The organism is Microcoleus sp. FACHB-SPT15 (genome assembly GCF_014849525.1).
Classification (GTDB): Bacteria; Cyanobacteriota; Cyanobacteriia; order Cyanobacteriales; family Coleofasciculaceae; genus Symplocastrum; species Symplocastrum torsivum.
This window is the reverse complement of the sequence record NZ_JACJNU010000068.1, coordinates 103,911-121,359: the sequence shown is the minus strand read 5'-3', so window position 1 is coordinate 121,359 and position 17,449 is coordinate 103,911. Positions and strand designations below refer to the sequence as shown.

Annotated in this window: 15 protein-coding genes and 1 pseudogene; 7 read left to right on the top strand and 9 right to left on the bottom strand. The window is 46.3% G+C overall.

The window, feature by feature from the left end:
- Positions 1–243 precede the first annotated feature (243 nt).
- On the top strand, positions 244–1,263 hold the full coding sequence (locus tag H6F98_RS30205) for a tRNA-dihydrouridine synthase family protein (RefSeq protein ID WP_192222435.1): 1,020 nt from the start codon (positions 244–246) through the stop codon (positions 1,261–1,263).
- A gap of 491 nt (positions 1,264–1,754) precedes the next feature.
- Here H6F98_RS30205 and H6F98_RS30200 read toward each other — a convergent pair whose 3' ends face one another.
- The gene (locus tag H6F98_RS30200; RefSeq protein ID WP_192222434.1) at positions 1,755–3,029 is read right to left on the bottom strand and encodes a PAS domain-containing protein; all 1,275 of its coding nucleotides are present in this window, start codon (positions 3,027–3,029) and stop codon (positions 1,755–1,757) included.
- 16 nt (positions 3,030–3,045) lie between these two features.
- A complete protein-coding gene (locus tag H6F98_RS30195) occupies positions 3,046–3,420 on the bottom strand; it encodes a chemotaxis protein CheB (protein ID WP_192222433.1) in 375 nt (124 codons plus the stop codon).
- Between the two features lie 199 nt (positions 3,421–3,619).
- Here H6F98_RS30195 and H6F98_RS30190 point away from each other — a divergent pair, with 199 nt between their 5' ends.
- From H6F98_RS30190 to H6F98_RS30170, 5 genes and pseudogenes are all read left to right on the top strand, one after another.
- Entirely contained in the window at positions 3,620–3,829 is a 210-nt protein-coding gene (locus H6F98_RS30190; RefSeq protein WP_192222432.1) for a hypothetical protein, read from the top strand.
- Positions 3,829–4,260 carry a hypothetical protein gene (locus tag H6F98_RS30185; RefSeq protein WP_192222431.1) on the top strand — a complete coding sequence of 144 codons (432 nt, stop codon included), beginning with the start codon at positions 3,829–3,831 and terminating at the stop codon, positions 4,258–4,260. The genes H6F98_RS30190 and H6F98_RS30185 overlap by 1 nt, the downstream gene beginning before the upstream one ends.
- Positions 4,261–4,440: 180 nt before the next feature.
- Entirely contained in the window at positions 4,441–4,797 is a 357-nt protein-coding gene (locus tag H6F98_RS32975; RefSeq protein WP_192222430.1) for a helix-turn-helix domain-containing protein, read from the top strand.
- 2 nt (positions 4,798–4,799) lie between these two features.
- Positions 4,800–5,195 carry a hypothetical protein gene (locus tag H6F98_RS30175; protein WP_192222429.1) on the top strand — a complete coding sequence of 132 codons (396 nt, stop codon included), beginning with the start codon at positions 4,800–4,802 and terminating at the stop codon, positions 5,193–5,195.
- A 77-nt stretch (positions 5,196–5,272) separates the two neighbouring features.
- Positions 5,273–5,782, top strand: a pseudogene (locus tag H6F98_RS30170) (IS4 family transposase); the annotation flags it as partial.
- Positions 5,783–6,071: 289 nt separating this feature from the next.
- Here H6F98_RS30170 and H6F98_RS30165 read toward each other — a convergent pair.
- A complete protein-coding gene (locus H6F98_RS30165; RefSeq protein WP_192222428.1) occupies positions 6,072–6,827 on the bottom strand; it encodes a fatty acid desaturase in 756 nt (251 codons plus the stop codon).
- A 215-nt stretch (positions 6,828–7,042) separates the two neighbouring features.
- Between H6F98_RS30165 and H6F98_RS30160 the strand changes: the two genes are divergently transcribed.
- The gene (locus tag H6F98_RS30160) at positions 7,043–8,149 is read left to right on the top strand and encodes an FHA domain-containing protein (RefSeq protein ID WP_192222427.1); all 1,107 of its coding nucleotides are present in this window, start codon (positions 7,043–7,045) and stop codon (positions 8,147–8,149) included.
- Positions 8,150–8,243: 94 nt separating this feature from the next.
- Here H6F98_RS30160 and H6F98_RS30155 read toward each other — a convergent pair whose 3' ends face one another.
- From H6F98_RS30155 to H6F98_RS30130, 6 genes are all read right to left on the bottom strand, one after another.
- The gene (locus H6F98_RS30155) at positions 8,244–8,858 is read right to left on the bottom strand and encodes a hypothetical protein (protein ID WP_192222426.1); all 615 of its coding nucleotides are present in this window, start codon (positions 8,856–8,858) and stop codon (positions 8,244–8,246) included.
- 99 nt (positions 8,859–8,957) lie between these two features.
- Positions 8,958–9,641 carry an exonuclease gene (locus tag H6F98_RS30150; protein WP_192222425.1) on the bottom strand — a complete coding sequence of 228 codons (684 nt, stop codon included), beginning with the start codon at positions 9,639–9,641 and terminating at the stop codon, positions 8,958–8,960.
- A 52-nt stretch (positions 9,642–9,693) separates the two neighbouring features.
- On the bottom strand, positions 9,694–11,397 hold the full coding sequence (locus H6F98_RS30145) for an ABC-ATPase domain-containing protein (RefSeq protein ID WP_192222424.1): 1,704 nt from the start codon (positions 11,395–11,397) through the stop codon (positions 9,694–9,696).
- An 89-nt stretch (positions 11,398–11,486) separates the two neighbouring features.
- Complete coding sequence (locus tag H6F98_RS30140) at positions 11,487–12,062, bottom strand: DUF924 family protein (RefSeq protein ID WP_192222423.1); 576 nt, start codon at positions 12,060–12,062, stop codon at positions 11,487–11,489.
- Between the two features lie 15 nt (positions 12,063–12,077).
- On the bottom strand, positions 12,078–14,537 hold the full coding sequence (locus tag H6F98_RS30135; RefSeq protein ID WP_192222422.1) for a CHAT domain-containing protein: 2,460 nt from the start codon (positions 14,535–14,537) through the stop codon (positions 12,078–12,080).
- A gap of 3 nt (positions 14,538–14,540) precedes the next feature.
- On the bottom strand, positions 14,541–17,426 hold the full coding sequence (locus H6F98_RS30130) for a filamentous hemagglutinin N-terminal domain-containing protein (RefSeq protein WP_192222421.1): 2,886 nt from the start codon (positions 17,424–17,426) through the stop codon (positions 14,541–14,543).
- Positions 17,427–17,449 lie beyond the last annotated feature (23 nt).

Here is a 17,449-nt window from a genome sequence, read left to right as displayed (position 1 = left end):
GGTTCTAGGATATTGACTCTCACCTACATGGTCATTCAGTTGTCAAGGTTCTATACCTTGCGGCTAATCCCCCTAATCCTTAACAGGATTGGTTTCTAGCCAACGATTCGCACTGTGCCATCCCAAGTCCACACTACGCCGTCCGGGTCGTGTTCAATGAGGTGATGCGCGAGCGCATACAGAGGAAGCCCTACCGACTACCCTAGTTGATACAGTGAGACTTTGTCGAACGCTGGAATCTCTATGTCCCAGGTATTGCTCCCCCCATTGCTCCAGAAAGACCTACCCATTACCGCTCTTGCACCCATGCAGGATGTGACAAACCACTGGTTTATGAAGGTCATTGCCCATTACGGTAGTCCTGACTACTTCTTCACCGAGTACTTCCGCGTCAATGATACCTCTAGGCTCAATCGCAGCCTTCTGGCAGCCATCACCGAAAACGACACGGGTCGCCCGATTTTTGCTCAAATGATTGGCGAAAGCATTCCCGACTTAGTTAGAACAGCGATTGAGCTGTGCAACTACAATATCGCTGGAGTTGACTTGAACATGGGCTGTCCAGCACCGAGAATCTATCGCAAAAATGTTGGAGGTGGATTGCTACTCTCACCCGAAAAAGTGGATCGGATTTTGAGAGAACTGCGTTCGGCTGTCAGTGATCGACTTTTGACGGTCAAGATGCGTGTAGGCTTTGAAAATACAGATACCTTTTACTCCATTCTCGATCTAATTAATCGCCACAGCATTGATTTGCTGAGTTTGCATGGTCGCACGGTGAAAGATATGTACCACGGGGCAGTGAAATATGATTTGATTGCTGAAGCGGTCAAACGGGTTGATTGTCCAGTGCTTGCCAATGGCAATATCCACTCAGCGACAACCGCCCTAGATGTGCTTTCTCAAACGGGCGCGGCGGGAGTGATGGTGGGACGTTGGGCGATCGGGAATCCTTGGCTTTTTAATCAAATTCGGCAGGCTTTGCGAGGAGAACCGCTCACGCCCGTTCCTTTAGTCGAGGTACGCAACTATATTGATCGCTTATGGCAAACCCCCACGGCAGCAACCATGCCAATGCGATCGCGCGTCGGCTATCTCAAAATGTTCCTCAACTACATTGCCATGTTTGTTGACGAGACGGGAGATTTCCTGCGGCGGATGCGACAGACGCAGACCGAGGTAGAACTGCTGAACCTCTGTGATCGTGTTTTCCTTGATGATCTAACGAAAAATTTCGCCCTAGCGCCCTCCTTGAGCCTCTAACGAGAGTTCAATTTCTCTTACTCTCATTTCACACTGTTTAAACATCTCAAGCACAATTTAGAGCGGCTTATCAATCCTTTTCAACAAGGTCGGGTTCATTCTCAATAAGCGTCGAGTTTTGGCTTTCTCTATCCTGTAAATTTTCGGGATTAGCCAGATTAATGCTATGCCATCATTACAGCCGATTTCCTACTTCCGCGACTGAGGCTTATCGGTATTAGATACCACAAATTGGCGTATGATTAATAAGTTAGTGCTATAGGTTGCTAATTATTGAAAGGAAATTTTTAGTAAGAAATACCACTTTTGAGCAGTGATTTAAATTACCAAATGATTCAAAAATAAGACCGACATACTTTAGGTAAAAAGGTCAGTTTGACGTAATATCACCTTGGAGGATTCCACTCCCACTAGAAGAGTACGCTCCGCACACCTTTTTACTAACCTGTTAATACCCTTTTTTGCTCTGCCTTTCACTTGAACCAATCTTATTAGCTAGGTTCTGTCTCTAACCGATGAGACTCAGTGATGTCCTCGATCGCTAACAATATCATCTGTATATTGTTAATCCTAGGCAACTTGCGAGCCTTGAGCCGCATGACTTTATGCCCAATCTGCTCAAACTGATGCTCGACCTGGAAATTTTGAAACTGGGTATTACTAGCAAGAATTTCTTCTAGCTGCGATCGCAATTGGGGAATGTTCCACTGTCCGTTGCCCAATTCAAAAATCAAATGCTGCTCTATTTCAACTGGTGCAACCTGAAACGCATCATAGAACGAACGACTGGCGGCAATCACCCGCAGGTCTTGATTGAGTACGATCAGAGGTTGCCAAACAGTTTCCACGATCGCATCGGCATAATCTCTCGCTTCCATCAATTGAGCATTACTACGTTTGAGGTTGTCAATATCAATCAACACCAACACAGCCCCATCAATCTTGTTGTCGATTGTCCGATAGGGGCGAATCCGCAGGTGATACCAATGCCCGTCTCGATCTTGAATTTCAGCCGCCTTCAAGTTGAGCGTGCGAATTACCTCTAAAATCTCTTGCTCTAAGTTAGGCACGTTCAACTTATGGGTAATGTCGCTCAACGGTCGCCCGATGTCCGTTGAAATCAGGTTGAAAATGCCTTCGACGGCTGGAGTAAACTGCCGAATCTGTAAGTCAGCTCCTAACATCAAAATCGGGATATTGATACTGTTGAGGAGATTCTGCAAATCGTTGCTCACGTAACACTCTTGTGTCTCCCCAATTTGGAACGGAATGATATTAATGGTGATCTGCCGGATGCGTTCGCGTAGCGGCGACCCAGTCGCATCGCCTTCTCTCACCTGTATGCCTTCACGTTTGATCGACAGCTTTTGCTGTCTTGCCTGGTAAATTCCAGTCTGTAGCTCTCGCCGCAATTCTTCTTTTGCCATTCTCAGCAGGTTCAAGGTTGCCCGACCCGGAGCGGGTTCCAGATAAGGACTGGTCTGTCCTCGAAATTGCAGAATCTCCAGGTTCATGTCTACCACAACACCTGCCGGGGCATAGTAATTCAAGACAATCCGGTCTGCCTCTCTCTGCAATTCCATGTCGCTTGGGAGCTGCTCGATCACAGAGACTTGAGGGGGGGTAGTTACCGAAGGATAGGAACTGTCAGCCAAATCAATGTTAAGCCGAGTCGCTATCAGCTTTTTGGCATAAATTTTGTTTTTTTTGTCGCATAGGGTAAACAAGTCTGTAAAGTCACCCACCGTTTCCGACGTGCCTAACATGAGAAAGCCCGTGGACTTAAGACCGTAGTGGAAGATGGGCAGGAGCTTTTTCTGCAGTCATGCTTGCATTCGGTGGAATCACATAAACTTGATTCGGTGCGACAGCCATCCCATCCTGCGCCTCATGCACGGGCATCTCGGTTGCCCTGCCAAGAATCACGCTTAACGCACTTTCATGCTCTGAAGCCATGTGCTGAATCATGACAAACGCCATACCCGTATCGGTTGGCAAATGATTCAGCAGTTGAGTAAACGCTTCCAATCTACCCGCCGAGGCTCCAATTCCAACCACTGGAAATAATTCATCTGGATTGTTCTGTTGATTGTCACTCTTGACTTTGCCATCAGAGGTGTTGGGCTGAGATTTCTTGGAAGTGCGTCTGGGGGTCATGTCTGGTAGCCGCTATTCTAGTGGCTATGCTGCGTTAGTGATAGCGAAGCGTTAGCGAGTCTTCGAGCGTCAGCGCTGCTGCTCTCTTCGGAGTGGCTCTGTTAGCAAAGCGGGCGGGCAACGCCTGACAAGAGCTAGCGCAGATTGGCTATCTAGCTATTGTCACTGATAACTTGGGGAGTGTGAGGGGTGCGATGCAATGCCAAAACCTAGGTACGACGAAGACGAAAATAAGTCACGCCATGCAGCAGCCGATCCAGACTGCTGTGAGGAAATGGCTGAGAAATATGGCTGGCAACTGGTTGATGTCGAGAAAACAGGCAATCCCATGCTTGAGGTCGATTGTGTGTTTGAAGGAAAAACTGAGTTCCCAAAATCCTATTACGACACCAAAAAGGAGGAAGATTAATGCGTAAATGGATTGTTTTTCGTGCTGAAAAACGTCAACCCGGATGGAAAGATCGCAAATATGCTCACTCTGGCTCTCTCACGAAAACGCTGTTTGAGCATTACGATTGCTCCGATAAGCCATTACCTGAACCTGGCTACCGTCCGCCAGAGTTTATCCGAGTTGAGCAGTTTGTTGAGTCTAAATACCCTGAATCATCAACCCATTACCGTCAGAGTGATTGGGAAGTTACACGGGTCGAAACCTACACACCAGATATTCCAGTTGGCATGGATTTTGACATGATTGTAATTTGCTACTGCAAGCACAGTCCCATCAATGCCCCTCTTAAACCGATGCCTGAACGTCAAGTTTCGGTTGATTCGTTTGGAGGAGATGAAGCGGCTCACCGTATGTGGTTAGAGTCCCAAAAGAAACCTGAAACGGTGTAGTAGCTGTAAAGTGCTAGTTGATGCGATCGCTTCACTGCCCGTTGCTTAGATCCCCGACTTTTTCAAAAAGTCGGGGATCTCATTGGGGAACTCGCCCTTCAGGAAGTGTTGCACGCCCAGTCAGCGTGTTAGCCTACCAAATTAGGGTAGCCTGAAACCCGCAACGATAAGGAGCATTGGGTGTTAAAGCCAGACATCATCGTCATCGGAGCATCAGCCGGAGGACTCAAAGCATTTGAAACCATCGTTTCTCAATTGCCCTCTAACTTGCCTGCGGCGGTCTTTATTGTGGCGCACGACCGAATCACTTCAGACGAGCTGAGGCTAACACATGAGTTTATTGCTAATATGCTGGGCGTGCGCCGTGCTGGAGTTACCCAAGCTGCCCAAAATCTCCAGGACAGGGATCTAATCCGGTACAATCGGGGTCGCATCCACATCCTCAACCAGGCTGGACTAGAAGCATTTTCCTGCGAGTGTTTTAGAACCGTTAAAAACGAACGCGATCGCTTACTAGGAATTAGGCACAGAGGTTAGGCATGAATGAAACCTACACCCCACCGACAATTTTGCTAGTCGAAGAGGATGATGAGGTTCGACCCCTCTTAAGTCAGAACCTTCGCAATCAAGGCTACCATGTCGTCGTCGCGCTCAATGAAGCAGACGCGATCGAACGAACAAAGGGCGGAAGTTTTTGCCCTGACCTGATTCTCCTCAACCAAGTTGGGCAATCGATACAAGAATATGCGGCTATGGGACAGCGCATCTGCAAAAGTACAGGCATTGCGAATCACACGCTGATCATTGTTATGGCAGAGCGCTATGGAGCGGACATGGAAGGGAAGGACGTTCAAGTGGATGAAGCTGAGTACGTAACCTATCTTGAAGATGGGCAGCAGTTGACAAATCTTTTGCACCGTCTGTGTCCAGTCTAGAGCCAGCTTGAGCATTTCAAGGGAACTATTGAAATTCAGCAACCAACTTTTTTATGAAATCTAACTAGAAGAGCCAACTCTATCCCAAGCTTGTGCCTGGAGATGTTGTGTTAGCCGACCGTGCCTTCGGTAGCTATGTAGACTTGGTACTAGTGCAGCGATACTCTGCTGATGGCGTGTTTCGTAAACATCAAAGTCGTAAAAGTGACTTTCGACGGGGCAAAAAACTAAGGATTGGAGACCATATCGTTACTTGGAGCAAGCCCAAGCGCCGTCCTCCAGGCATGAGTCACGATGAATTTGCCAAACTTCCTGCTCAAGTCCAGGTGCGAGAAGTGCATCTGCTGATTCAGCAAAAGGGTTTTCGCTCCAAAGAAATTATTGTGGTTACCACCTTAGTAGATGCCAAGGTTTATACCAAAGCCAAGCTAGCTCAACTTTACCAGTGGCGCTGGCAAGTTGAGGTAGATCTACGTCATCTAAAAACCACTTTAGGTATGGAGTTGCTGCGCGGCAAAACTCCAGAAATGGTTCGCAAAGAAATCTATGTGCATTTGATGGCTTACAACTTGTTACGAACCGTGATGTTCTCAAGCGTAAGCTTGCTGCCTGATTTTCCTTAAGTCAGTGCCATTCGACTTAAGCCCTGAACTAAAGTACCCTACCCTTCGGGAACCCCTACGGGGAACGGGAACGCTACTCTTCGAGAACGCTTCGCGAACGCGAACGGGCTAAAAGCTAAAACCCGTTAAAACGGGTTGAAGGCTGATGTAGTAAGCTTTAGCTTGACATCGCTTTGAGGGGTGAAATTTATTTCAAGGCTCTTATGTCAGTACCATTCTTCTTAGGTGAGGTGCGATCGCTCTTTTGATTCATCTAGCTTCTCACAGCCAACGGTAATTTATACCAAGGAAGATTAGGATATTCATGATGTTCCCAGTGGTAGCCAAAGTGATAGCAAGTTACAAAAGACCAGAAGATAGAATAGTAGCTACTTTTGGCACAATGACGATTAGTATAACCAGCTTTAGGTCGGCGATGAGGTAAGAAAATGCCGAAGTAAAACAACTGAATTGAACTGAGGAAAAGGGGTAAAAGCCAGAACAGGATGAGATTACTCATCGGAATATGTAGCCCCCAAAGCAGTGAGTAAAAGATGACGCTCATGCCAATGAGTAAAACCCATGCTTGTTTACCATCTAAGTACTCTTTCATGAACTTGACATACCATAAAAACGGGTTATTTTGTCCTCGTTCACAAAAATCGGGGTCTTTTTCACTCGAAGGAAAGCGGTGATGCAACCGATGCTTTTCTGAAAGTGTTTTGTAAGGCAACAGCACATACAATCTTGCTGCAAGAGAGCCAATAAAATCGTTGATTTGGCGATTTTGAGGAAAGATAGTCCCATGTATCGCGTCATGTGCCGTAATGAATATTCCTGTATGCAAAAATGCTCTTCCCAGCACAGCAGGTACTATCCAAATCAGAGGAATCTGAGAAACATCAATAGAAAGAAGGACGATCAAACTGCTTAACCATAAGAGGATTAGTGTAGAAGCAATAAGGATTCCTAAAAAGGGGTCAATTAGTGAGTGGATTAGCCCCTTTGTAGGGAAGATAGCATTTCGCATAAATCTAAGTTAAGTAGAACAAAGTGTATACTTTTATAACTTATTGTAGCTTTTTATTAACCAACCCTGTCTAAGGGCGCATTAGACTGTATCCAAATGAATGATTTTGTGAAGAGCGCTAATGTAAACGCGATCGCACTGGCCCAATAACGACGAGAAGCTTTGCTAGTGTTAAAAGGGAGACACTTGTCCAATTACTCCTGTGGATATAGTCAATGTCTGGTAATTCTTCCCCGCTGATTCAAACACTGACCCCCGAACGCTGGGCTGGCTGGAGCATGGACTTCATTGGGGCAGGTCGCACAGGTTTATTAGTTAAAAATGGTCGGCTAGTACGAACCCTCATTCCGGGGCGTCATTTCAGCTTTGCTCTGCCCTTCCTGGAACAATGCCAACTGGTTTTGGTAGATACCAAGGTTCGGAACCTAGAGATTGTGTCTCAGGGAGACTTTTTATCCCGCGACCAGTACTTAGTTAATGTTTCCCTGAATGTGATGTACCAAGTCGTGGATGCGAAGCGGGTTGCCTTGGAGTTATCCGACCCGATTGCCGCTCTTACAAGTGCAGTTAAGGATAATCTGGGAGTTGCAATTGGTCAGATGCGTGTTGAACAATTAACAACTCATGGACGAGTGCAAGTCCGGCAGTACTTGCTCGACCATTCGGAAGTATCCTACGCCTTAGGCTTTGCCTTAGAAGATGTGCGAGTGAGCGATATCAGCTTCCCTCAAACTCGTGGAATAATTCGTCAGGTTGAGGGATTGAGTGCCCGTCAGGAAGCCGAACACGAAGCGACGCTGAAAATGCAGATTGCACAAGCGGGTCGTCCAGAAATCCCTCCACCACCTGTACAGCAGGTAAATATTGTTTCTGGTCGTGACCCTAACGCCAATGAACCTGCCCTCGGTGCCACTCTAGAAGCGACAACTTTTGCGATTGAAGGGCAACCTGTTCAAGCAAGTCTGCCAGTTCGAGATAGACCGATGCTTGCCCCGACGGTGCTGGAGACAGGAGGAGTTACCAAAGCGCGTTTGGTGCATCGGGTATCGGGTGCGATCGCCATTTTATCAACCAACCCCTTCACCATTGGACGCGAACCCAACAACACTCTCGTCCTAGATGATGTTCTGTGTTCGCGCAACCATGCCTTAATTAGCCAATTTACTGACCCACAGGGTAATGTCCGATACCAACTAACGGATTTGAGCAGTTCCAATGGTACTTATGTTGGTGGACAACGGCTTGCTCCCAATCAACAATTCTGGCTCACGCCTGGAAATGTCATCAAAATTGGTACACAAGAGTGGACATTTGAAGCATAATCTCAATTTTTCTAGTCTGAATGAATGACTGCTACAAATTGCACCCCCTGCTTCCCCTGCTTTCCATCTGCCGCAAACATTTTTGAACTTGGTATCAGAACTCTAGTAAATGAACGAGGATGCGAAGCAAGTCTTCGACATCAGCCGGAACACGATACAAGTTTAAGTCTTGAAACACCTGACGGGTTTGACGATTGTAAGTCCCAAATTGCCAGATAGTTCCGGTAGAAACAGCCCCTTGCAAGACAGCTTGCTCTGAATCCAACCATTGATCCAGAGCAATAAATTCGACAGCTAACTGCACGAAGCCACGTTCTAAGTCTTCATTTTTTGCCTCTATAACCAGTACAGTTTGCTGAGTTTGCAAGAAATAATCGAGAGAACCTTTTAACTGATTACTAACCGCAACAGGGTACTCAACATTCAAAGTTGCTTGGGTATAATGCAGAACATCTGTCAGGACAGGAGCAATCAAGAATTCCCGGCGAGCTGCTTCACTGGTGAGAGTAAGCAGGGGTAGGCTCTCTTCAATCCGCTGCTTCAAGTCGATTAAGCGATCGAGGTGGCGTTCAGAGCGGGGAAAGTCGAGATGCTGTTTTTGAAGGGTTGCATCAAAGTATGCCAGGATGTCTCGCGGGGCAAAGTTTAGTTTGAAGTAGTCAGCAAAAGTGTAGGACTGATCTGGCTGAATGATATTGGCTCTGGACATGGTAGTTTTTGTTATTTGTTATTTGTTATTTGTTATTTGTTAAAAAGAAAAATAAATAATAATCAGAAAAAAAATAACACTTTACTTGTGTGGTATTAGTTAACTTCTACGCTTCCAAAATGCCGCAACTCGCTCCTCCCATTGCTGCAAGAAAGTCTGCATCACTTCAGGTTCAAACCAGAACAATTCAGCAGGTAGTCCTGGAATTGCTACAGCAAGCATCGTATGCTCCAGCTTAATATCATAGTCTTGGTAATAATGATTTACAGCACTACAATAAGCAGCAATTTGCAGAGGATAATCGTACAAACGCTCTACTGAACCTTTAGGTTTGTCCGCCGTTTTCCACTCACAGATACAGGGAATATTCCTAAAGCTAGCAACACAGTCTACTCTTCCTGCATAGCCTAAGTCATAGTTAAAAACAGTACCTTCTATCAACCTGACATGGCTGATATCTTGCAAAATTGGTTCTATGCTTTGCCAGTAGGGTTGAATAGCATCAGGACAAGGAGAATCTTTGCCTTCGAGATAGCGTTGAATTTGCTTATGCGTTCCTGTACCCCGTCGCGAAGCCGCCCCCGAAATTTGCTTGGCTTCAGCTACTCCAACTCGTTGTTGCCAATTGAATAATCTGTCTCTATCCTCTTGTGGCTTAGTGGCATTAAGAATGGTTGTAACGCTTGGGAGCTTTGCACCTTGGGCATCAACGTAATATTGCTTGCCATTCTCTCGCACCTGTTTAGCGCTGAGGTGAGGGAGGAGTTGAGTATCGGAACGCATTGATTTAGTGTATTCCCTATTCAATTAACTGATTGGAAGTTAAAAGGGCAGCTTACCGCACTTTCAGAGTTCGTAAGCGATTGAGTGCAGCCGCAAGCTCAAAGCGGCGGAATAGTACTAAGTCTCCTTGAGGGAAGTGAGTTAGTATATCTAATCCCTGTCGCTCAATATCTACCATGACGCGATCAAGAATTTCTGGCAACGTGCTATGCCCATTAACATAGTGCCGCTTAGCATACACTATAGCTTCTGCGATCGCCCTTAATTGCCCTGTCTCCACAATCTGCTCTACTGCCGATAAGTCAATCTCCTGGGTACCAAATACTACTTCGTCTACATCTCGGACTTTCAACTTTACATCCCGTTGACCGCGACTAGGGTCGATACTCTCTGGTAACAGTACACGCGGCGTAATTTGCCCAAACTGTTCGCCGCCTTCGGGAGTGCGTTCTGTACTGTTAGCTTTAGCGATCACTTTAGCCTTCTCAGTAACATCGCTAGGTTGGAAGTTTTCCATCGCAATCACAGTATCCGCTACATCAAAGTAATCGCCACTCCCACCCATGACCAAAATTGTCGAAACACCGTAGTCGTTATATAGTTGTCGCACTTTGTCGATGAACGGTGTGATCGGTTCTTTGTCTTTAGCAATCAACTGCTGCATTCTGCGATCGCGAATCATAAAGTTAGTTGCTGCCGTATCTTCATCTACCAACAGTAACCGTGTCCCAACTTCCAGTGCCTCCATGATATTTGCCGCTTGGGAAGTACTACCACTGACATTGGTTGTCGAAAATTCACGAGTAGATCGACCTTGAGGTAACTGGTTAATAAAGGGTGAAATATCGACACTCGCAATACTGCGTCCATCTTCAGCACGAATCTTCACTGCTGCTGGCTGAGTAACAACCAGTTCTCGCCCATCATTAGGAATATGGTTGTAGACTCCTAATTCAATCGCTCTAAGTAGAGTAGACTTGCCATGATAACCACCACCAACAATTAGAGTGATACCCGCAGGAATCCCCATACCAGTAATCAAACCCCGATTCGGACAAGTGAACTCGACTCTCAACTTCTCCGGGGATTGGAATGCTACTGCATCATTGAGCAAAGGTTGTTCATCAACACCACTACGCCGAGGCAAAATTGCACCATCAGGAATGAACGCCACCAATCCTCGCTCATCCAATTGCTGACGCAACCAGTCTGCATCTTCAACCGTTTCGACATGATGCAGAATTGCGGTTGCATCTAGTGATCGATACTTGGTAGCTTGGTCAACAATCTGGGGAATATCATCGCACAGCATTTGGGCTGCCTGCCGCCCTACAATACTTCGCCCATGTGCTGGTAAGCCAACAATGAAGCGCACTTCTACTAATTCATCCGAAATAAACGCGGTGGTACGCTCAAGTACAGATTGTCCGACACGAGCGATCGCAATTAGTCCACTATTACCCGTACCCCGACGACCACTGATGTCCTGTGCAGTATGGTAAAACGAACGAGTTAGGTAATCTCGTAAGGCAACTTCACGAGATGGGGTTTGATAAAGCTGAGGAGGAAAACCCGCAACCGATTGCGGTAGCTGTACTCGTACTTGACTAGGAGTGGCGAAAGGGTCACCCTGAACACGGTCAATAATTAGAGTGAAATCAGGAAACTGGTAACGTCCTTTGATATCTCGATAAGCTTTGTAACTACGACCCTCAAGTTGCAGGAGTAGTTGGCACAGATTCTCTCGATTCGTCATGAGTCATTGGTTATTGGCAATGGGAAAGGGACAACTGACTACTGACAAAAAACCAGACTATCAGCAAACTCACCGAAATGTCTCTCAACTTAAAACGATGAACCCGGTTGCTTGAGAAATTCCGCTTCTTCTGGAGTTGTCTCTCGACCAAGAATCCGGTTGCGATGGGGGAAGCGCCCAAAGCGCTCAATTACTCTCAGGTGGCGGTAAGCATAATCAACTGCCTCACGCATTTCAGGTTCATCACCGAGTTGTTCGCACAACTCAACGCACCGATGCTGATCTGCAAGATTCTCACTGTGTTCAAAAGGTAGATAGACAAACCAGCGTTGCAGTTTAGGCAGCTCTTTGTCAAAGCCTTGAGTAACTGCGTGTCGTGCGTAAGCAAGAGCTTGTGGGTCAGTAGCAAAGGCTTGTGGTTGACCACGAAACATATTCCGAGGAAACTGATCGAGCAGGATAATCAGCGCGAGACACCCTTGAGGTGTGGCATTCCAGTCGTTTAGTTTACCTGCTGCAGCTTGGTTATGAACGTTGAGAAAACGCGATCGCACTTCATCATCAAACTCTGGGTTTTTGGTAAACCAAACTTTCCGGGACTTTCCATAATCTGCCTCATCCGGCTTACCAAACCAAAACTCTAGAATTGCCTCGGCTTGCAACATCAACCCCTCCTAATATCAACCGCTCCCACTTGCTTCACCAATTAGTGTAAATGCTGCCCAGTTTATGGGTTGGGGATATTGTTTCATCGTTGTGAGCATCGCGCTTCGTAAGGCTTGGGCTTTATCAGTATTGAGGGCAAGCTGACGATAAAACTCGGTCATTAATAAAGCCGTGGCAGTATCAGGCACCGCCCACAGAGAGACGATCGCACTTGGCACCCCAGAGGTAATTAAAGAACGAGATAGCCCAAGGACACCATCACCTGTAATCTTTCCCTGTCCCGTGTGACAGCCACTAAGGACAACTAACTCCGCATTGAGCTTTAAGTTTAAGATTTCTCCAGCCGTGAGGAAGCCATCGTCATTCTCTGAGGGAGCAAGCGCGATCGCACCAGGTACACCTAATTCTTTAATGTCATCAAGTAACCCATGTGTTGCTAGGTGAACAACACGCATTTTGGGCAGTTGTTGCACAATATTGACTTTAGTCGCTTGGTTGCCGATGAGTGGCTTGGTGTTTAATAAGGATGCGATCGCATTGGCTTCCTCTTCAGAACCTGGCAATGGTGTCAATTGCTCAACCGTTTCCCCAAACTTGAGTGTTGGCATTGTGGGATTGCCTACAACTAAAACCTCCTTTCCTTGAAGCGGTTCCTTGTATTGTGTCTCTAAGCGTTGCCGTTGTTGGTGTGTTAAATCCAGTACCTGAATGGCTGGAGCGGTCAAGATTGTATGCTTCTCAATTAGGTATTGACCCGAAGCATTTTGTAGTGCTGCAAAGGGTAATAAAAACAGGGATTCTTGGGGGATGAAAATGACACGCGCTTCAGGATGTGTCGGGAGAAATTCAGCAATTGGTTCAATTAGTAGTTGATGCAGTTGCTTTCTTGCCGCCTCTCCACGGCGAAGCCGAGGACCTTGCAATATTCTGCTAGTGTTAACGAGTTCATCTAAGGCTGTTAGAGCATTATCTGCTGCCTGTTTTTGCGATTGTCGTAAGAACTTGAGGTCAACTCGACGAAATGTTACTTTTCCAGTTGGCTGAACGACCCAAATCAACAGTTCAGATGGTTCACCTCGAAGCTTACCTTGAACCTTGAATGCTTCATCAGGAACAATCGAATATTCGACCAGTGTTGCTTGTTGTGTTTTAGCGATTTCTTGAATTTGCTCAATAGTTGGTGGCTTAGACTTTGCTGATTCTAGAGCCGCTTCTGGAGATAGACGCTTTGCCAGCAATTCCACAAAAGCACGCGCTCTTCCCTGCTCCGAAATCTCTAAGGCGGCTTCAAATTTATCTTGAGCAATGAGGATTTGTTGCAGCAGGTTGTAGGTAAGAACTTGAGTATCAAAAATAGATACGTTATTAGCATCAGTCAATCCAGGACGGAGAGATTCTAAGACTTTCACAGCGTCTCGTAGTTTGTTCTCAGCTTCCTTGAGATTGCCAGAGTTGAATAGAGCGTGTCCCAAGTTATTGAGAGCGACTCCCTCCAATCGGCGATCGCCAATTGCTTGTGTGATCGCTAAACTCTGCTGTTGATGTTCAATTGCTTGGCTGAAATCCCGTTTGTCTTCATAAGCTAGTCCTAAGCTTCCAAGAGTTTCCGCCTCTAACTTGCGATCGCCAATGTCCTGTGCAATGGACAAGGCTTTCGTGAAGGATTCAATGGCTTGGGTCAAGTCGCCCTGAACTTGCTGGGCAATTCCCAGATTTCGGAGAGTGTAACCCTCTCCAAGGGCATCACCAATTGCTTGTACTACACTCAAGCTCTCCTTGTAAGATTCAAGGGCTTTGTCGTACTCACCCAAGTTAGCGTACATCGCTCCTAGCTTTCCTAGTGCTGTGCCTTCTCCTAAGCGGTCATTGATTTCTCGCGAAATTGTCAAACTTTCTTGATAGGAGGCGATCGCTTTTTCATAGTCTCCCAAGCCTTCAAAAGCACTACCTAAATTTCCGAGAACCCGTCCTTCTCCCTGACGGTTTTTGAGTTCCCGCATAATCGCTAGGGCTTCCTGATGAAATTCAATGGCTTTGACATATTCACCTATGCCTTTGTATGCCATACCGAGATTGCCAAGGGCTTGTCCAATACTGGAGCGATCGCCCATTTCTTTAGCAAGGGTCAAAAACTGCTCGGAGAACTCAATTGCCTTCTGACTATCTCCTAACATCAGGTAAGTCGCTCCTAGAGTACCGACTACAGCCCTCGTTCGCTGACGGTTCTGGAGTTGCTGGTAGATAGGGAGAGCTTTTTGCCAGGACTCAATAGCTGCTTCAAGTTGACCCTGCTGATACTGCTTAATACCCTGTTGGTATAGTTGTTCAGCTTGCGCTTGGCGCGGGTCTTCTGGCGTTTGGGCTGATGTCGGTGATGCTGAGAATACTACAGTGGAGCGAACAGCTAAGAATAATGAAACGGTGACAAAGAGCGTGACAAATGCCGCGAAACCAATCGTTCTTGAGGGTTGCATCACTTATTCTGGTGGCAGTTGTAACTCGATACGCAGGAGGCTTGGGTCAGAGTTTTGCCTTTGAATCAACTCTAGTTCCTTGCATTCCTCTGCCTCAAGCTGCTCGTCTTCAGTTAGCGCCTGTGAGTTCTCCTGAAGCCGTTGGCATAAGTTTTGTTGCCGGGATGAGCGAGTTTGCTGCTCTAAGATTTGGGCGGAAGCTTGAACACTATCAGTATCCAAGTCATCCGTGTCACTGCCGCCATCATTATCACTGATGATTCCACTATCGCCGTTATCAATTGGGGTGCCGCCATCGCCGTCGCTAATTAGTCCGCCGTCACCATCATCAATTGGGGTACCGCCATCGCCATCGCCAATGATGCCACCATCGCCATCATCAATTGGGGTACCACCATCACCATCATCAATTGGGTTGAATGGGATATCTCGAAGAGACGTAGTAATAGAGGCATCTGTATTACCGATAATGATTGCTCCGGCAGTCCCACTCACACCATCTGGGATTGTACGCAGTGAGTAGGTTTCATTTCTCCTCAGGCTAGTGTAAGGATAATCTGCATCATCAACAACACCTCCAAATGCAGGAATAAATGCATCACCGCTCCCAGGGATAACATTAGGACCGACAACAAATTGTGCATCTCCACCCTGAATACTAATGCGATCGCTACTCGGTTCAGAGGATCCTCCATGGCGAATGGTAATCGTTGTATCGCTACCATTCATAGCGAAGATACTGACTGGAATCGAACTAGGAGTAAACACCTGCACTGAACCCGGATCATCTAGCAATGACTCTGCTGTGCGTCCTGTTTTCTCAACCAGAAAATTGAGTAAATCAGGATTTTCACTCAAGTTCACATTTTCGCGGAAGGAATCGTCGTTCTGACGCCCACCTGTCGCTTGAAAAAGACCGTAGGCTGTAATGTCAACTCCACCCCTTCCTGTAAAGATTGAATCTATGACAATATTGCCTTCTGTAGAGAATAGAGTTACAGAACTTCCATTATCATTACTACCAGAAGAACCCAGGCTACCCTCTATAGTCACAATTTGTCCCGTGTTGATGTTGCCTGTAGCAGATAAGTTTACGGAGCCGTTAACAATAGGGTTAGGGTTATCAAAATTGCTTGGGTCAGAAGTATTGATGTTGCCAGTGATGATATCGCCTGTGGCAGACATAATTACAGGTCCACCATCTTCTCCAACAGAGGTATCAATATTTCCGACTGTAATGCTTCCTAGTGCTGACGGTTCTCCAGTAGATATGAAATCGGTTCCTAAATCAGGTATACCTAGCTGAGGAGTATTTAGCAGGTTTTCGAGTTCAGTAACACCTGCTCGCAAAATCAAGGCTGGGCTACTTGCTAAAATGGAAACATCTGGATCTGTCGCCACAGTCGGTGTAGTCAGATCATCATTACCAAGCAGGGCAGTATTAGCTCCTGTAATCCTGATATTTCCCCCAGTAATGCTTCCTTGTGCTTCAACTTTAAGGGCTACCCCCTCGTAATCACCAAAGCTGACATCTCCTTGTGAGCTGATGATACCTGTTGAACTAGCTGCCGTGAACTCGAAGTCGGCAGGTTCGTCTAACAAGTTGAGAGTTGAAAAATCACCACCACTAGCAAAGTTGATATTAGCTGTAATTACACCATCACTAATTAGGCTTAAATTCTCGCCACTTTGAAACCATTGCTCAGGAGCTTGGATAGTGATGCCATTATTACCTTGAATCGATAGATCTCCTTCAGATTGAGCGATAAAGATCTCAGATTGAGTACTCTCTACTTGCACTGTATCCTGTGCCAGTAGCTGTAGGTTTTCGCTTGAGACTAGTTGGCTATTGCCAATCACCAAGTCACCCTGAGCTTGTAAGCTCAAATTCTCTCCAGCAATCTCAGTGCCAGACATAAGAACTGTACCGCTTTGACCAGCTGACACCAAACTAGAATCTGCCACTTCTACAGAACCGTCTGCGTTAACTGTCAGTACATAGGAAAAAGAGCTATAGCTATACAGTTCTACTGTGCCATCACCCTCAACAAAAATTCCTTGAGTATCATCTGTTTCATCGCCAGTTAGTAGTTCGGGTAAAGAGAGAATCGGTAAAGTCCAGTCGTTAGGTTGAGTACCTGCCCCAAGTGGCTCAATCTCCAGACTCAACAATTGTCCTTCCTGAGTAATCCTCACGAGGTTCTCGTTAGGAACGGCTGTTACTGTAATTTGACCATTTGGTGTTGAGAGATCTCCTGTGTTGAGGATAGTGCCGCCTAGTAAAGTTAAGTTTCCCTGCTCTACATTCAGGTTTCCAAGATTAACAATTAAACCTGATTCACTCCCAGGCTCACTGGCTCTGAAGGCGAACCCTGTGGGACTACCTAATAGCGAGGTATAGTTATTGGTACCTGAAGCACTAAACCAGTTATCGCCAAGTCTAATCCCCGTCGCAGTCGTAGCTGTAAAGGATGCAGGGACATTCAGACTGGCACCACCGCCAAAGATTATCCCTGATGGGTTCATCAAGTAAAGATCAGAGTTGCCGTTTGTGACTTGGATTAAGCCATCAATTACAGAAGGATTGCCACCAACAACGCGACTGAGGATATTTTGGATAGTTGGGTTAGAGATAAAGTTAGCAATCTGCCCATCGTTAAGACCAAACTGCTGAAAGCTGTGGAATAAATTTGCTCCTGATTGGCTACCGCCTGTGATGTCAAATTGGTTGTCATTAGCGTTAACCAAAGTGCCAGTACCATCTGCTGCTTCTATAGGTTGCGCCTGTAATGGCTGGGGAGCGATCGCAATAAACAAAGCCGTCCCTAAGGGAATCGTCTGGAGAACTCGTGTGAGTAGTCTACTATTGCTTTTTGTAGATCGTTCCATACACTCTCCTTCAACAACATTTA

Excerpts from the sequence above, each read along its gene's own strand:
- H6F98_RS30205 (WP_192222435.1), top strand. The coding sequence starts at position 244 with ATGTCCCAGGTATTGCTCCCCCCATTGCTCCAGAAAGACCTACCCATT.
- H6F98_RS30200 (WP_192222434.1), bottom strand. The coding sequence starts at position 3,029 with ATGTTAGGCACGTCGGAAACGGTGGGTGACTTTACAGACTTGTTTACC.
- H6F98_RS30195 (WP_192222433.1), bottom strand. The coding sequence starts at position 3,420 with ATGACCCCCAGACGCACTTCCAAGAAATCTCAGCCCAACACCTCTGAT.
- H6F98_RS30190 (WP_192222432.1), top strand. The coding sequence starts at position 3,620 with ATGCCAAAACCTAGGTACGACGAAGACGAAAATAAGTCACGCCATGCA.
- H6F98_RS30185 (WP_192222431.1), top strand. The coding sequence starts at position 3,829 with ATGCGTAAATGGATTGTTTTTCGTGCTGAAAAACGTCAACCCGGATGG.
- H6F98_RS30175 (WP_192222429.1), top strand. The coding sequence starts at position 4,800 with ATGAATGAAACCTACACCCCACCGACAATTTTGCTAGTCGAAGAGGAT.
- H6F98_RS30165 (WP_192222428.1), bottom strand. The coding sequence starts at position 6,827 with ATGCGAAATGCTATCTTCCCTACAAAGGGGCTAATCCACTCACTAATT.
- H6F98_RS30160 (WP_192222427.1), top strand. The coding sequence starts at position 7,043 with ATGTCTGGTAATTCTTCCCCGCTGATTCAAACACTGACCCCCGAACGC.
- H6F98_RS30155 (WP_192222426.1), bottom strand. The coding sequence starts at position 8,858 with ATGTCCAGAGCCAATATCATTCAGCCAGATCAGTCCTACACTTTTGCT.
- H6F98_RS30150 (WP_192222425.1), bottom strand. The coding sequence starts at position 9,641 with ATGCGTTCCGATACTCAACTCCTCCCTCACCTCAGCGCTAAACAGGTG.
- H6F98_RS30145 (WP_192222424.1), bottom strand. The coding sequence starts at position 11,397 with ATGACGAATCGAGAGAATCTGTGCCAACTACTCCTGCAACTTGAGGGT.
- H6F98_RS30140 (WP_192222423.1), bottom strand. The coding sequence starts at position 12,062 with ATGTTGCAAGCCGAGGCAATTCTAGAGTTTTGGTTTGGTAAGCCGGAT.
- H6F98_RS30135 (WP_192222422.1), bottom strand. The coding sequence starts at position 14,537 with ATGCAACCCTCAAGAACGATTGGTTTCGCGGCATTTGTCACGCTCTTT.
- H6F98_RS30130 (WP_192222421.1), bottom strand. The coding sequence starts at position 17,426 with ATGGAACGATCTACAAAAAGCAATAGTAGACTACTCACACGAGTTCTC.